This window comes from Noviherbaspirillum malthae, assembly GCF_015352985.1.
Taxonomy (GTDB): Bacteria; Pseudomonadota; Gammaproteobacteria; order Burkholderiales; family Burkholderiaceae_D; genus Noviherbaspirillum; species Noviherbaspirillum malthae.
On record NZ_JACYXF010000108.1, the window covers coordinates 1 to 14,139 of the forward strand.

The window sequence follows — 14,139 nt, forward strand, 5'->3', positions numbered from 1 at the left end:
TCAGCCAATCCGGCGCAGCAACGCGCGTGTCATGTTGCTCCTGTTCCATCACGGCCCCCTTACCAGCATCTTCCTGTCAGGCTAGGTCGTGGTGGCCGCAATGTCAAAATTTATGGGTAATTGAAAGCCGGCCATCCCACGTTGACGAGAGGCCGAGCAATGAGTAGGACGTTTAGGCGGGCGTCCAGCGATGGGGAAGCAGTTCAGTGACGCGACTGGCCGGCAAGGTCGGCAAGCGCTCAAGGATGTCCTTCATGTAGGCATGTACGTCAAGGCCGTTCAGCCTTGCCGAGTGCAATAGCGTCATCACCGCGGCAGCACGCCGCCCCGCCCGCAGGCTACCAGCGAACAACCAGTTCTTTTTTCCAAGTGCAATAGGCCGAATCTGGTTTTCCACCCAATTATTGTCGATCGGCACAGCGCCATCGTCGAGATACCGCGTCAGCGGCCCCCAACGGTCCAAACTGTAATTGATCGCTTTGGCAGTCGCGCTGCCATCCGGGACTCGCTGCCGCTGCGCCAATAACCACGCATGTAGCGTATCGGCTGCCGGTCTGGCGAGTCGATTCCGTACTTCCCGCCGACTTTCGGCATCCAGGTGCTGTGCTTGCCGCTCAATGTCGTACAGTGCGCCGAACAGCTTCAGTGCTTCTTCGGCAATCTGGCTCTTGTGGTTCGCGTAGAGCTCATGGAACTTGCGGCGTGCATGGGCCATGCAGCCCGCTTCGACGATGCCCTGTTTAAACAAGTGCTTGTAGCCGCTGAAGTCGTCGCAGATCAGCGTGCCGCGCCAGTCACCAAGGAATTCCCCGGCATGCCGGCCGGCGCGGGATTCGGCGAAGTCGAACACCACCGCCTTCATGTCATTCATGGCCGTGCTGCAGTAGCTCCACAGGTAGGCGCGATGCGTCTTGCCGTTGCCTGGCTTGAGCATTGCCACCGGCGTCTCGTCAGCGTGCAAGACCCGCTGTGCCAGCAGTTCCTGGCTCAGTGCATCGACCAGCGGCTGCAACTGCACACCGCATACGCCGACCCACTGTGCCAGCGTCGAGTCAGGAATCGCAAACCCGGCACGGCCGTAGATGCCGCTCTGTCGGTATAGAGGTTGATGATCGATATATTTGGCAACCAGGACATGGGCCAGCAGACCAGCGGTCGGGATGCCCTTGTCAATGATCTGCGGCGGCACCGGAGCTTGCACCAACGTCTCGCATTGACGGCAGACCCACTTGCCGCGGACGTGGCGCTCCACTGTAAAGACGCCAGGCTGGTAGTCGAGCTTCTCGGCCACATCCTCGCCGATGCGTTGCAGTTGGCAGCCGCAAGCGCAGGTAGTGGAATCAGGATCGTGGCGCACTTCCTTGCGCGGCAAGGATGACGGTAACGCGGTGCGCTTGGGTTGCTGCTTCTTGCCCTCATCGTCGGCCGGCTTGGTCGGATTGAGTTGCTCGATCTCGGCTGTGAGCGCCTCGATATCGGTGTCGAGCGTCTCGAACAGCACGCGTTGTTGTTCGCCGGTGTAGGCTTCGCTGGAAGCGGCGAACTTGAGCCGCTTGAGGATGGCCATTTCGTGCGTGAGCTTGTCGATCAACGCCTGCTTGCCGCGCATCTCCTCCAGCAGTCGGCTGGCGAGCTGGCGCAGTTCGTCGGCGCCGAGAATGGACAGGTCGAGTGCGGAAGTCATGCGCGGCAGTGTGCCAGAACAACTGCCGTTATGGAACAGAAACAGTATACGTGCCGAGCGTTAGAGCACGGCGATGACGTGGTCAGCCGTCAGTGTCTTCCATTGCAGGCCGGTGACTAGCGCCTGCAATTGCTCTGTGTTGAGCGCCACGGTGTCAGTCGAGCCGCGATCGCTCCAGACGAAGCGACCACGGTTGAGCCGACGGGCGGCAAGCCAGATGCCCAAGCCATCGTAGACCAGCACCTTCATCCTGGTACCGCTCTTGTTGGCAAACAGATAGGCATGGTGCGGGCGTGCGGCGCCGAACACCTTGACCACACGGGCCAAGGCGGTATCGGTGCCGGCCCGCATGTCCAACGGTTCGGCGGCTAGCCAGATGGCATCGATGCGGATCACCGCAGCACCTCGCGCAGCCATGCCGCGCACTCCGTGACAGCGGACAGTGGCCAACTGACAGTGGCTGTCACCGGACCACGGCGCAATTCGATACGCACTTCGGTCGTGGCGGTAGCAGACATGCCTGCTGCAGGCAACGGCACGGGATGGAAGGAGGTAGGTTGCGGTGCAACGAACGAGCCTTGCCGCTGCATGGCTCGGGCACGCCACTTGTGCACCAGGTTTGCGTTGAGGCCGTGCGCCATGGCGACGGCGGCAATGGAAGCGCCTGGGCGTTCGCATTCTTCCAGGATCTGTTTCTTTACCGCTGTGTCATAGCGGCGCCGACGAGGTGTCGTAGGGATAGGTTCTGTCATGAAGGATCCACTTAAGATAGGTGGACACGATCATCCCTATGCGCCATTTTCAAGACAAGGTGAGTTCACCAAGTGCTTACAAAAAAACAAGGAAGCCGATGAGCAAATGAGGCAACGGTTGATCAATGGCGCTACCGTCCCGTTAAAAATCCCCAACTGGCTGACCGCCCAGATACAAAACGGAACTGTGAATGCTTGCACTGCCTTGGATGCGGTCGAGTCACGGCTGACTGGTAATTTGTCCACACGACAGTTGAATAAGTTCGCTACAGACAAATATGGTTCCCGGCTTGGCTACAGCTTCTCTTGGGGGACGATCACCGAGGCATCGTACGAACCTACTGAAGAAGATCCCTCATCGGTGAGTTTCACTATATCTCTTGATGCAATACTGGAAGGGTTTCCCAGCCCCTCGCTGTTATTCGGATTAATGGAGACACATATCTCAGGGCACGCGTTAAGAGGAATGCCTGAGGAAGTAACTTATGGAGGAGGTTGGGATACGATGAAGCTGGTAGCGTATGGAACGAAACAAGCGGATCTACGACCGTGGATGGCAGAGACTTTCATCCCACGGGTACTTCCTTCCATCCTCGAGAAGGCAAACATGGTAGCGTTCCACTACGAACATGACGGCATGGCAGAAGCTATAGATTTGCTGGAATGCATCGGAGTTGATACACCACTCCACTACGACGGTAATCTGAAGGAGCCGGCTAAAGCGTTTTTTGTTGTTTCTCCTTACGAAATCCATTGATAGCCTCTCCATCATCATTTATAGCCGGAGAGGCTTCCCTTCGACAGAGTAGCGCTTCGATTGTGTCAACCGCCTTGTCCTTTGTGCCGTGCCCGGTTTCGCCGAATAGCATAGACGATGAGCATGGGTCGATCAAGGATCGATGCGCTTTTGCGAACCAGCGCCATTTTTTTGAATTCTGACCTTTGTTATTTGATATATGGACCTGCTCTCGCCAGATTTCTCCAAGCCGCTCGCCGTCAAAAATGACATATTGATGAGCGTTAAGGGCGCTATTTCTTGCTTTTATATAAACAATTCTAGCCATGACTGCTTCCAATTCTCGCTTGGCGGGATTGTATGACATGTGCCTCGGCCGAAGGGTTACGGTTTTGTAACGAACTAGGTGCGCACGGTACCTGCATGAGTTCGAAAATCTACCTAAATAGGGTATTTCGACGGTCTTATAGCGCGACGCAAGTCTTCTCAAATCGGCATGATTTTGATAGCAACTCGGTAAGCTAACACTGCTTTTCTGCCGGGGTGGGCGAAATCAAACGGGAGGGAATGATGAGGGGACTTGAAGCACGCGTACAGATGGCAATGCATTCAGTTTACTTTGGGCTTGGAATGACGGCGCCCGCTGTAAAGGCGCTTCTGGCGGCGCGAGCCCTAGCATACGAAGAGGGGGAGAACGCCGGTAGAGCGAAAGATTTTCAGGTTCCGCCCCTCACTGCGGAGGACAGCCAGTTGACCCAGGTTTTCTATCAGGCCTTGATGCATCGGCCTAGAGAAAACGACCATGCGGTGCGAACGCCCATGACTGGCGCGAAGGAAGGGACCACTCAGGACCCGCATACAATTGTTCATGGCCTCCTAGCGGGCGAACGTGTTCGGATTCAAGAGCACAGCCTTTTCTACATAGACGGGATAACCTGGTACACCAATCCCTATGGCCAAGATGGAATGCTTGGGGAATGTCGTGATGGCTGCGGCATTTTTGGCGCACATCGATGCAGGTTACATTTACGGTCGCGCCCCGTACTAGGAAGCTGAGTAGGGCGGTGATGAGAAGTAAGAAATAAATGCGCGCGCAGGAGCCAGGCAATGTCCAGCGTAATCGGTCACAGCCGCTCGTGTGAGGTTTTGCGGTAAGCAGAAATGGAATCACGGTAAACGCACCTAACAACACAAGGCACTGCCGGCAAGGCGCGGGGCCGCTCCTGACAGAGTATTGGCTGGCATGGGCAAATGGTGTCCAGGCCGACGGAGAAACCGAGGAAGCGGCGATTGAAAGCGCAAAAATACGGCTTGCCGCAAGCGAGGCGGCGGACAGCCGATATTAAGTAAATCGCTATTTCCGAAGTGATTGCGTGCTTCACCGTGGCTTATGCGCTTAGCAAGAAACTGGGTGATAATCGTAGAGTCGATTATCGATGAATAATTCTCTCACCTCGGTATACGGAAATAGACAAGCGATGACTAGACTGAGTTTAGTACTACTCTGGATTTTTAGCCATAACGTTCATGCGGCTTCTGATGATCTACTAACGCGTTATAGCGTTACTGGAACCTGGAGCACCGACTGTGCGGCTCTTAGTGATCCAAAAAATGTGCGAACCACATATACTTCGTCGCTCAACGGCTATCCAAAAATGGAAACCCGAGTGGGTGGCAAGCTCATATCAGAAGGCGAAGTCACGCGGATTGAAGCAGTAACCGAGACGAAGCACGTGTTGCATACTAAGGCGTTCTTAATAGCCGAGCGAGATAAGGTATCGACCGCCCGAGTAGTACGCGAATTAGTCGGGAAGCGGCAGCGCATTCTTGACACAGTAGTGACTCTACCCGATGGAAAAAAACGCATCCTCGTCAAGGAAGGCCTTACTGGCACGCAAAATGCGGATGGGTCATTTCAACCTAAAGAACCCGCGAAAGATTATGAGCGTTGCCTCAATTAGGACTCGACGTCCTGCACCATTCAGACGTCCTCAATCCATCCAAAGAATCGGAAACACTGACTCGTCGCTTGGGTTGGATCTACCTATCCAATGCGGCTGAAATGTTAGCGCACTGCTCCTCGGTGAAGCTACCGACGCCACGGCAGAGGCCGTCAACAAAGAGTGCAGCCTCAGGGCGGAAATCTTGGTTGAACTTTATCCACAAGTCGACAACATCGCTATCACGTACTTCAGTCGCTCGCGTGCCACTTTTCTCTATTCGGATGCACTGGTGTTTCTTGACTCGGACTAACTCGTCAACGTGCTCTGTCATTCAATATCTCCCCTTTTACCCAATGTGCATTATAGGTTGGCTTCGATCGTGTAGGCAGAATTTGTTATGATAGGTCAGATCCGATTTGATAGCGGTATTTCATATACTCGCTCCTCGAGCGATTGGTAGTAGATACTGAATTTCGGTTGAGGTAAGGAATCACATAAATTAGCTGATGCTCTGCGATATTCCACAGCGTCGGCATTTCGGCTCGAGCAAGACCAATCTCGGTAAGGGCCGGGACGTCGATATCTTCCTGTCTGGTGTACTCAAGCGTCAACGCGCCCTGAGGGCTGCGCTTCAGATAAGCCTCACCGCCGCGCAGCAGGCGAAAACACATTACGGCGCCGTCAGCGAATGGCATATCTTCTGCCACCGGCGGTGACACGTAGAGCAGCGCTTTCTCACGCTGGCGTTCGTCAAGCCTTCTTTTGACACGCTCCGCATACTCAGCTTCTTTTGCGCTGACTCTACGATCCAGCTCCGCGAACAGGTCGAATTCCAACCTCTCTCTCTGTCGATGGAAAAGCCAACCTTTCTCAGCTGCGGCGCTTAATAGCAACTGGCGCAGCAAGTGACGGTCCACAATCCGATCGTGCTTGCTCAAGTCAATCGTGATCGCGGAAGCTCCCAGTTGGCGTATATGCCGCTGCTTCTCTTCGTCGACCGCGTGCGTCACAATAACCTCAATAAACAGGCGGTGGCCACCGGCATAGGCGACGACATCTGGCCGGATCGGATGAACGCTGTATTCGAGCTCCACCGTGTCCAGCGCCACCAGTTTGCCTTGCTGCTGAGCTACGAGCTGGACGGTCTCACCGTAGCTTGTCTTGCGTTCGCCGGCGATCTCGAGGGTCGGTACAAAGATGCAGCGCTCTTGGGCGATAATCTCTTTCATGGCGTAGTGCAGGGCGGTCTCTGCAGCCCATTCACAGGAGAAGTTCCCCGTGGATTCGTGGGCAAAGCTCCATCTTCGGATCTGTCCTTTACGGGCGACCAACGGTTTTTTACAGGCAAAGCAGGTGCATTGACACGCGAGCCCGCTCGGGACATCTTCGATGGACGCTGCAGCGCCATCAGGACCACAAGCGAAAGAGATCAGCGGTTCATGCGCGACACGTGTCATAGATTCACGCCCTCATCGTCTTGGTACGCACGGTGGCGAAGGTAAGTGCCACCGGCCAGCCGAACCATATCGTAGAACTCGATGCATTGACTACCTGAACGGCATTGTTATTAATACTACAAAGTTACCATAGAACCTGCTACCCTTAAACAAGCCCGACGGCTACCGTTTTCTCGAAGGTGACCGGACTCTCCCCTTAAGGATCGCACAATGACCCAGTCTGCTTGGACCCGTGACGGACGACCATTCAATGCCGCTGCGATCGCCATCAGAGATTGGGAGGCCATGAAGCAAGTAGCCCAACCCGGAGACTTCGTGATGCCGTGTTGCATGGCTCCAGCGATTCCCAAAACAAGCATTAATGGATTGCCATTTTTTGCCCATCAGTCGGGAGAGTGCTCCACTGCGCCTGAAACAAAGTGGCATCGGCTAGGTAAAGCGGCAGTGCTTTCGTCTCTGAGAGTGCTCGGGATAGAAGGCGGCGAGGAGTGGCCTGGCCAATCGCCCAGCGGGGATAAGTGGCAGGCCGATGTTTTATTTACCAGTGGTGGACGCACCATAGTGATTGAGTTGCAGCGCTCCTATCAGCACCTTCGCGACTTTATCCGACGCCAGGAACGATACGCTGCATCGGGGGTTGAATGTTATTGGCTGCTACCGAAGGAGAATTTCCTCACTTTGGGCAAGTCCACATCACGCTTACTTCTAAAACGTGAGTATGGCAACGTATTTCCACGTGGTGGCATAGGGACCGGCATGCTACCTGAACTTCCAGTGGCAATGTTGAGCGTAGACGGTGAACAGCGGGTCCTGTTCGGCGGGTTCAAGAGCGCTATGGTGCAAACGTGGTTAGCGGGGATTCTGACCAATGCCTACCAATACCGGGGCGGCTCTTGGAATCTCGATTGAGTGATCGACCGCACCTCTGCGTGGCAGGGGGACTATACTTGGGCAGCGGAACGTTGAATCGGAGGAAACATGAGCAATGTATTCTTCAATCGCTTCGAAGCTGGCAGTGGGCCGGGGCGCCAACAAAACCTCTTCATTAGCCCCTCCAAACACCTATACCTGACCAAGGCCGGGTATTTACGTTGGCAGAAAAAAGCCATCGATCCTCGCCTCCTGGGAGCTAAGACCTTACTGATTCGGTTAGCGGTATTTGATGTCGACACCGGATCGGTGTACGGGGAATACCATACTCAAGAGGGGGCCAAGGATTTGATTGGATTCCTTGCTCGAGCGTGGTCGGCGAAGGCGGATCATCCGATGAAAGGTGTACCGCGTGTACTCAATCTTCCAGCGGCCGTGCTTAAGGATGATGGATACCGTAGAGACCTGAGTTTTGCGGTCAGCCACACTGACCTGCATCTCGGGAAGCTGCCGTCGGGATTTTCTGCAGGAGTGAATGCGCTAAAGCAGCTCGAGGACCGCGTTGCATCTCTTCCATACCGTGGCGCGTCCGATGGGATTGGTTTGGACATCATGCACGCTACCGCTGGTGTCACCAGCGACGAAGCATCATGGGCACTTGGCCAGTATTTATGGAATGAAGGGTGGAAAGAAGTCCAGCCGCCAACAGAGTATTTTCTCAACGCGGTGGATGCGCTTTATGTCGAACCCGGCGCATGGCGTTCTGGTGCGTTCAAGCTGGTATTGAACGGCATTCCGAACAGACATTAGGCCAGTTAGTCGCTGTTTCTGGCTGCAAATCCATTCTCTTCTCCTCGTTAGCGAGCCTGGCGTAAAACCCAGTGGTCGAGGGTTCATCCTTTGCCTTAGTTGTAGTACGGACACACCATGCTGTGTGGCCCTATGAGTTGCGCGGCCACGCTGCCCTCATCATGTTTCGAAATGGTAGAAGAGTTCATCGGGATCGAGTGCCTCATAGGTGATGCCTTCTTCTGCAGGAACCTCTGTAATCAAATAGCCTACTCGGTAACCGGTAAGCATTCCATTCGTAATCATCGTCATATCGTCGGAATGCGTAACTGTCCACACCCGTAGGGGAGAGGTTGCATGAATCTTCCGTACGTAGCTTTCATCGAGGCCGCCGGCGGCGAACAGCCGGCCTTGAAGTAGGTCTCCCTGGTCAGGCAGGTTCTCAATAGGACGGAACGTCGCAAAAAAATCGCTGATGGTCAGGGTGCGTAGTGGGCTCTTGATATCCTCGAACAACTCGAATCCTTTCATCGTTGGGTCACATTTGAAGAGGTTACCCTCTTGAGCCTAGCCACCGTTTACCGCCGAGCAAGGATCGTTCACTTCGAACTGGGTTAGCCATCGCGACGGGCGCAGTGGATCCAATCCACAAAATGACCATTCTCGACCACTCCGTTTAACTCATGCCGTAGCGCAAAAAACACCGGGGAGCCACCCGGTGTTTTTTGCGCATTAAACTTTCCAGCCGAGAGAAAACCCTCTGGCGGTGGCTCGACCGCCATCTTGTCTTGCCTACCGTCTTAAGCGCTCTCCGATCACCCCCCACCAGGTTAGGGAGCTGAGGGAGTGAAGGGGACCGAGGGGACCGATCACAGCATGCGATCCGCTGCAGCTCGCTAACCCGGTACTGGTCGTTCGAATGAAAAAGGGGACGGCTAGTTCTCGACCGCCAGTTATATCCCCTAAGCTCCCTATGTCCCCTTTGCTCCCTGGCGCCGGCGGATGAGACCAGCAACGGCTAGTCATGACCAAAAGGCAGCGCCGCCTCCGGCGGCGCAGTCTACAAGGGGGAGGCCTCCTTAGGGTAGTCAAGACCGAACCCGGCCAGCGCGTCGAGCACGTCCGGCCAGTTCGGAGGGAGAGCACCAAGGGAAAAGGTTGCCCTTTTGTATCGGCTGGAAAGTTTAATGCAGGAATATCGATCTTCATTCTCATGGTAGTGTTGCCGCTGTACAACTTTGCAACTACACTTGAGGTCATGTTAGTCCATCAATGCTGAAGTGTTTTCGCAATCGGTACTCCGACTATCGGTAGGCATCGCGAAAACGGCCCAGCTAAGCCCCCTTCAAATGTAAGGACTCATCTTGCGCCAGCAAATATTGAAGCTCATGTCCGTCGGTGTCACCGCTGCGCTTTTTTCATGCAGTGCGTTCGCTTGGACAGCAACTGCAAAATCCAGATCAACGACGGAGACATACACCGTCTTCGATGCCGATTCTCCCGAGGTAGCTTCGGAAAAGGCAATGCAGGGCTGCAAGCGCGACTATGGCCGATGCGACCTGATGGAACACATTGTTCATGGGCCAGTCGCGGTCGCGCTTATAACTGGCCAAGACACCGTATTTCGGTATACGAACCAAGACCCCGAACAGGCCGTGAAGAATGGTCTCCAAGCGTGTCGGCAACAACGCTTAGATTGCTTTGTAAGCGGCTTGACATGGGATCAAGGCGTAAAGTGGATCTCCGTTGCTGGCTTCGGCTCTCACAAGTTCGTTTCCACCAATTTTGGTACGAGTGCGGATGCTCAGGCGGATGCGCTTCGCAGCTGCCGAACTGACGCAAAGGCGGGTGAAACTTGCACCATTTGGCATACTGAGAGTGGTGCAGTCTGGTATGCGGCCGCGTCAGGAAGGGGTGCAAGCGCCTACAGCCTCAGTTTTAAGTCAGCCAGCGATGCCGCGCAAACAGCACTACGTAAGTGCATCGAGCTAGCGAAGAATGCTACGAAGCACGATTGTAAGGTTTCGCACGAGGTGGCTAACTCGGGACCTGTTCTCCCGCCAAAGCGCTTTGCTGTCCTACACACGCAAATGCAACATGAACTAGCACGGCGAGCGCAAACTCAGAAAGGCCAACAGACTGCCTCGGAGCCACGAGAGAAGATCTGGCGCTGCACTCAGGATACCAATGGACTCAACGACGATGGATCGGTAAGGTATGACCGGCCCCGTTGTCGCTGGGAAGAGCCGGTGTATTTGGAAGATTTGCGCAACTAATCTCTGATCCGCCCATCTCTTTGTTCGGAGGTGGGTGTAGAGAGGCAGGCTCCGGACCTCTCTACTTGTACGAAGGCCAATTTGTAATCTCGCCGTCAAAAGCGAAGTTTTGGCACGCGCGAGCTATCGGCGGAAGACCTTTGCAGCGTCCGATCGAGCAACCAATGACAGGCGCAGGTCGAAACCTGTAGGAGCGACGTTGGCTACAGTGCGGCGGTCGGCCCCTAGACCATTTCAAAGGCCTTCTTGAAATTTTTCGCATGACCATGAAATCGGATATGGGTTGGGTCGTTCACCCTGCGGCTAGCCTCGGTGAACGGCGGTGCGATGTAGCCCCAGTCAGCCTTGGTGGAAAAGATGATGATGAAGTCGAGCCGGGCGCCGTGCCACCGGTTTTCAATGCGGGCAGATTCATCCCTTGATTGGACCGTCTTGACCTGAATCCGGTAATAGCGCCCTTCGTCGTCGGCAATCACCAGGTCCGTTCGGCGGCCGTGATCAACCAGCGGCTTGAGCACCTCCCAGCCGAAGCCGGTCAACCAGCCACTGAGAATGAGTTCGTAAGAGAGGTTCTTGTGTGCAGCGAGTGCGGGTTCTTTGAGGTGGGTATGCAATATGGGCATGACAAGCAATCTGTCTATGCCGCATGCCAGCCTTTGGGGCTTCCTGGATACGGTCCGAGGCGGCTCGAGCCGACCTCCCGGTTTGTATCGCCATGCTGGCTTGACCAGCAGGAGGCGCGACGGCTGCCACACCGGGTGAGCCGGGCTTGGCCGCCTGAACTCACCTAAACTGCGCTCCCAGCCCTCCGGGCCGCGATACGGAATGCCGAGAGAATAAACTGTCCTGTGCCTGCGCGTCAACTTGGGCTCCTCAATGCCGAGGTGCGCCGGTCTCCCATGGGACATCGTCACTCGGTACGTGACAGCAAGCAGTAACTCCCACCGCGAGGCAGGTAGTCAGGCACGAAGCACGATAAAAGTAATTCGTGGAGCGCTGAACCTAGTTGCTTATTGCAGGCGCGGTTTGGGCTCGGCCAAGGTACTGAATCGCGCGTCTTTCGCTATAAGCGCTCGCATTGCCTTCTCCGCTTCGTCCCAATCCTCAAGCATCCTCTCAGGATCTACCATCAAGTCGGCTGTGTAATCGTCCATATCGCCGTAAGGCAATCTGGAGGCCATTCGGTTAAGGGCGCCATAAGTCTCCTCTGTCAGCTTGTGCTTTGCGAGAACCTTCCTGCGAGCCTCGGTATAGAGCCGATCAACGTCCTGCCTATTCGGGGTACCGCGCTTCAAAATGTGGTCGATGAGCAGCGGGAATGGAAGCAACCACCCAACGACCACAGCCGCTACGCCAGCAGAGAGTGGGTTTACACCTGCAGCATAGCCAATGGAGACGCCTAATACGAAGGCAATTAGGGTCAGGACCCATCCGGCAACCGTATTTCTGCGCCTTATCAGTTGCTCTGCCTGGTCCTGAGCGGGTCGCGAAATTCTATGGATTTCGACGTCAATGGCAGCCACTACATCACGAGCGGCGACCCTTTCTGCAACCATGCGCGTGCGTTCGATCTCTGCGCGCTCAGCCTCTGCTTTAGCCCGGGCGGTCGGGTTGATACCGACATCGGCAATGACTGCAGAGATTTCCGCGATCGCCTCCTTAGGCTCCATCTCGAGAAATTCTTTCTTTCCCAGCCGCTTATCGGCAAGTTGAAAAAAGACTTCCTGTTCAACCCCATAACCGTCCTCGACCTCCCAAAAGTGATGAACCTCCCACTTCCCTGGAACGCCAGTCGCCGCGGAAAGTTCTGCGGCGCGCAGCCTCGAATCACGGCGGGAGAAGCCGAACTTCACAAGCTTCGGCACATGGACGTTTGTGAGGAGATAGATGTATTGCATGCAACATTGTAGCGTTCGACTCGATCACCGAAACACACCTAGACTTGCTTGATATCAGAAAGAGGTACGAATACCTAAATGACGCCTTGCTGGCCATTTCCGGTAGACAATTGTCTTGCCATTGCTTGGTACGAAAGCGCCATTTATCCCATCAGTCCATTAGTATCAATGCGAGGTGGCTGGCAGTAGAATGCAGCTTCGACTAGCTCTCCAACACAGATAAGCATGCCACCGCGCCCACTCACTCAATTTGAACAGAACTATGCCAACCAAGTGGTTGCTAATGGCACGCAGAATGGCTGTGAATACGCAGCCTATTTGGAGAGCCCTTCGGGTCCGCTTATCATCTGTACTACCTCTAACTCAACTCAGATGGTAGATACTCCTCCCAGCGTACACAGTGCAATCACTGCGCGCATCCCGGTAGTTGTACATCATAATCACCTCTCTCAGCAATCGCTTAGCGACGACGATTGGTATGGTCTCTCGAATGGAATCGCAGAGACTTTCGCGCATTGCGCAGACGGCACGGTGTACTGGGGCACCGTAGTAGTTAAGGCAGAAGTGTTAAAGCTGTGTTATGACCAGAAGACTCAAATGGATGCGGACAATACATGGAGCAAGTACGCTCCTCAACACATGTCTAATGACCCCCTTTGGAACTGGATATTTGGCTTTTATGGAAGAGAAGTATTAAACCGCGCTATGCAATTACAAGGATTGGTTAAATACGGGTACTCGTGGGGCTCTAAGCCGATTACGCGACATCAGGCGGTCTCTGGATCCGCCGGTTTGACCGGCCAACAGCTTGACCATCTTATTAACCAAGCGGCTGCTGAATTCGCCAAAACACTATAGCTACAGCATGTGGATGAAACCGTAGCTCATGCATCGCCATATCACTATATAACCATGTCTATTATCAAAGCAGCCGTCGGCGATACCGTAAGAGAATTCGGTGAAAACATGCCCCTTACTGAGGTCTGGCAATTCATCAATACGCTAATGACCGAAGCCCCAGACGAGAAGGCGATTGTGCTGATGGACGATGGCGGCGCAACCCTTGGACAAATTTGGGATGGTTCGCTGTACCAGGCCTTCTGGGAAAGTCCTGCCAAAATGCGTGCATACCTCAACCTAGCGGGTTTTGACTTAGGCGAGTGAAGAGCCTGCTGCCGGTCGCCAGCTGGCCTTACGGGGCTGTCCTGCCAGGCCACTAGACGATGCGAACTTATATCAATCGGAATCGACGTTGGCTAAGTGCGGTTATCGCAGGCGCAGTGTTCGTCGGACTCCCGGAATTGGCGGCGGTGTTCATATCTTCCCTAACTGTCACATTTCCTGTTTGGCTTAACCTCCTTGTTCTAGTCATCCTATCCGGTTATCTGGGCTACGCACTTATGACCACGCCTACGCGTTCTGCAAAGATTATTCGGTATCTTGGATCTGCCGTGGCGATCGCCATCATCGCTCATGCTTTTCTTCCGTGATCTAGCTACCTGCACTGCGGCGGCCCCACTTTGTCTCATGCGGTTTGGTTATTGACATTCTCTTTCTGTAACGGCAACATGGCGCTACCCTAGCTGGAGGATAAACCAGCAGCCAAGGAGTTATGCTCGGAACTTGTGTATGACGTGAGGAAGTGAGGCGGCGTATTCTTGATGGTTCTTCCGGAATCATCAACCTCTTACAAGGAAAGAATACGCCTTGAAGCAAGATAACGTAATCGGACTC

Annotated in this window: 15 protein-coding genes; 7 read left to right on the forward strand and 8 right to left on the reverse strand. The window is 54.5% G+C overall.

The genetic code is table 11. The annotated features are described in order from the left end of the window. Positions 1–172: 172 nt before the first annotated feature. The 3 genes from tnpC to tnpA are packed head-to-tail and all read right to left on the reverse strand — an operon-like array spanning position 173 to position 2,436. Entirely contained in the window at positions 173–1,684 is a 1,512-nt protein-coding gene (tnpC, locus tag IGW03_RS35580; protein WP_194727123.1) for an IS66 family transposase, read from the reverse strand. A gap of 60 nt (positions 1,685–1,744) precedes the next feature. Further along, positions 1,745–2,101 (reverse strand): IS66 family insertion sequence element accessory protein TnpB, encoded by a 357-nt coding sequence (gene tnpB / locus IGW03_RS35585; protein WP_194727124.1) that lies wholly within the window; start codon positions 2,099–2,101, stop codon positions 1,745–1,747. Continuing rightward, positions 2,077–2,436, reverse strand: coding sequence for an IS66-like element accessory protein TnpA (gene tnpA, locus IGW03_RS35590; RefSeq protein WP_194727125.1), 360 nt, complete (start codon positions 2,434–2,436; stop codon positions 2,077–2,079). The genes tnpB and tnpA overlap by 25 nt, the downstream gene beginning before the upstream one ends. On the opposite strand from tnpA, the gene IGW03_RS35595 reads away from it, so the two are divergent. Further along, positions 2,435–3,193 (forward strand): hypothetical protein, encoded by a 759-nt coding sequence (locus IGW03_RS35595; protein WP_194727126.1) that lies wholly within the window; start codon positions 2,435–2,437, stop codon positions 3,191–3,193. The genes tnpA and IGW03_RS35595 overlap by 2 nt on opposite strands. On the opposite strand, the gene IGW03_RS35600 is transcribed toward IGW03_RS35595, so the two are convergent. Beyond that, the gene (locus IGW03_RS35600; protein WP_194727127.1) at positions 3,153–3,539 is read right to left on the reverse strand and encodes a hypothetical protein; all 387 of its coding nucleotides are present in this window, start codon (positions 3,537–3,539) and stop codon (positions 3,153–3,155) included. The two genes, IGW03_RS35595 and IGW03_RS35600, sit on opposite strands and share 41 nt — an antisense overlap. Before the next feature lie 1,069 nt (positions 3,540–4,608). Here IGW03_RS35600 and IGW03_RS35605 point away from each other — a divergent pair. Beyond that, positions 4,609–5,133, forward strand: coding sequence for a hypothetical protein (locus tag IGW03_RS35605; RefSeq protein WP_194727128.1), 525 nt, complete (start codon positions 4,609–4,611; stop codon positions 5,131–5,133). A gap of 377 nt (positions 5,134–5,510) precedes the next feature. Here the strand turns inward: IGW03_RS35605 and IGW03_RS35610 are convergent, their stop codons facing one another. Further along, positions 5,511–6,572, reverse strand: coding sequence for a competence protein CoiA family protein (locus tag IGW03_RS35610; RefSeq protein ID WP_194727129.1), 1,062 nt, complete (start codon positions 6,570–6,572; stop codon positions 5,511–5,513). Between the two features lie 210 nt (positions 6,573–6,782). Here IGW03_RS35610 and IGW03_RS35615 point away from each other — a divergent pair, with 210 nt between their 5' ends. Both IGW03_RS35615 and IGW03_RS35620 read left to right on the forward strand, forming a co-directional pair. After that, positions 6,783–7,481: a competence protein CoiA gene (locus IGW03_RS35615; protein WP_194727130.1), complete on the forward strand. Its 699-nt coding sequence runs from the start codon at positions 6,783–6,785 to the stop codon at positions 7,479–7,481. A 69-nt stretch (positions 7,482–7,550) separates the two neighbouring features. Continuing rightward, positions 7,551–8,252, forward strand: coding sequence for a hypothetical protein (locus IGW03_RS35620; RefSeq protein ID WP_194727131.1), 702 nt, complete (start codon positions 7,551–7,553; stop codon positions 8,250–8,252). Positions 8,253–8,411: 159 nt separating this feature from the next. On the opposite strand, the gene IGW03_RS35625 is transcribed toward IGW03_RS35620, so the two are convergent. Next, positions 8,412–8,762 (reverse strand): hypothetical protein, encoded by a 351-nt coding sequence (locus IGW03_RS35625; RefSeq protein WP_194727132.1) that lies wholly within the window; start codon positions 8,760–8,762, stop codon positions 8,412–8,414. A gap of 857 nt (positions 8,763–9,619) precedes the next feature. On the opposite strand from IGW03_RS35625, the gene IGW03_RS39175 reads away from it, so the two are divergent. Next, entirely contained in the window at positions 9,620–10,507 is an 888-nt protein-coding gene (locus IGW03_RS39175) for a DUF4189 domain-containing protein (RefSeq protein WP_369122965.1), read from the forward strand. 224 nt (positions 10,508–10,731) lie between these two features. On the opposite strand, the gene IGW03_RS35635 is transcribed toward IGW03_RS39175, so the two are convergent. Both IGW03_RS35635 and IGW03_RS35640 read right to left on the reverse strand, forming a co-directional pair. Beyond that, a complete protein-coding gene (locus IGW03_RS35635; protein WP_194727134.1) occupies positions 10,732–11,130 on the reverse strand; it encodes a group I intron-associated PD-(D/E)XK endonuclease in 399 nt (132 codons plus the stop codon). A 387-nt stretch (positions 11,131–11,517) separates the two neighbouring features. After that, on the reverse strand, positions 11,518–12,405 hold the full coding sequence (locus IGW03_RS35640) for a GIY-YIG nuclease family protein (RefSeq protein WP_194727135.1): 888 nt from the start codon (positions 12,403–12,405) through the stop codon (positions 11,518–11,520). 225 nt (positions 12,406–12,630) lie between these two features. On the opposite strand from IGW03_RS35640, the gene IGW03_RS35645 reads away from it, so the two are divergent. Both IGW03_RS35645 and IGW03_RS35650 read left to right on the forward strand, forming a co-directional pair. Further along, complete coding sequence (locus tag IGW03_RS35645) at positions 12,631–13,263, forward strand: hypothetical protein (protein WP_194727136.1); 633 nt, start codon at positions 12,631–12,633, stop codon at positions 13,261–13,263. A 54-nt stretch (positions 13,264–13,317) separates the two neighbouring features. Further along, positions 13,318–13,569, forward strand: coding sequence for a hypothetical protein (locus IGW03_RS35650; protein ID WP_194727137.1), 252 nt, complete (start codon positions 13,318–13,320; stop codon positions 13,567–13,569). Positions 13,570–14,139: the final 570 nt, after the last annotated feature.

Excerpts from the sequence above, each read along its gene's own strand:
- IGW03_RS35640 (WP_194727135.1), bottom strand. The coding sequence starts at position 12,405 with ATGCAATACATCTATCTCCTCACAAACGTCCATGTGCCGAAGCTTGTG.
- IGW03_RS35635 (WP_194727134.1), bottom strand. The coding sequence starts at position 11,130 with ATGCCCATATTGCATACCCACCTCAAAGAACCCGCACTCGCTGCACAC.
- IGW03_RS35610 (WP_194727129.1), bottom strand. The coding sequence starts at position 6,572 with ATGACACGTGTCGCGCATGAACCGCTGATCTCTTTCGCTTGTGGTCCT.
- IGW03_RS35615 (WP_194727130.1), top strand. The coding sequence starts at position 6,783 with ATGACCCAGTCTGCTTGGACCCGTGACGGACGACCATTCAATGCCGCT.
- IGW03_RS39175 (WP_369122965.1), top strand. The coding sequence starts at position 9,620 with ATGTCCGTCGGTGTCACCGCTGCGCTTTTTTCATGCAGTGCGTTCGCT.
- IGW03_RS35650 (WP_194727137.1), top strand. The coding sequence starts at position 13,318 with ATGTCTATTATCAAAGCAGCCGTCGGCGATACCGTAAGAGAATTCGGT.
- IGW03_RS35625 (WP_194727132.1), bottom strand. The coding sequence starts at position 8,762 with ATGAAAGGATTCGAGTTGTTCGAGGATATCAAGAGCCCACTACGCACC.
- IGW03_RS35605 (WP_194727128.1), top strand. The coding sequence starts at position 4,609 with ATGAATAATTCTCTCACCTCGGTATACGGAAATAGACAAGCGATGACT.
- tnpC (WP_194727123.1), bottom strand. The coding sequence starts at position 1,684 with ATGACTTCCGCACTCGACCTGTCCATTCTCGGCGCCGACGAACTGCGC.
- tnpB (WP_194727124.1), bottom strand. The coding sequence starts at position 2,101 with ATGGCTGCGCGAGGTGCTGCGGTGATCCGCATCGATGCCATCTGGCTA.
- tnpA (WP_194727125.1), bottom strand. The coding sequence starts at position 2,436 with ATGACAGAACCTATCCCTACGACACCTCGTCGGCGCCGCTATGACACA.
- IGW03_RS35645 (WP_194727136.1), top strand. The coding sequence starts at position 12,631 with ATGCCACCGCGCCCACTCACTCAATTTGAACAGAACTATGCCAACCAA.
- IGW03_RS35595 (WP_194727126.1), top strand. The coding sequence starts at position 2,435 with ATGAAGGATCCACTTAAGATAGGTGGACACGATCATCCCTATGCGCCA.
- IGW03_RS35600 (WP_194727127.1), bottom strand. The coding sequence starts at position 3,539 with ATGTCATACAATCCCGCCAAGCGAGAATTGGAAGCAGTCATGGCTAGA.
- IGW03_RS35620 (WP_194727131.1), top strand. The coding sequence starts at position 7,551 with ATGAGCAATGTATTCTTCAATCGCTTCGAAGCTGGCAGTGGGCCGGGG.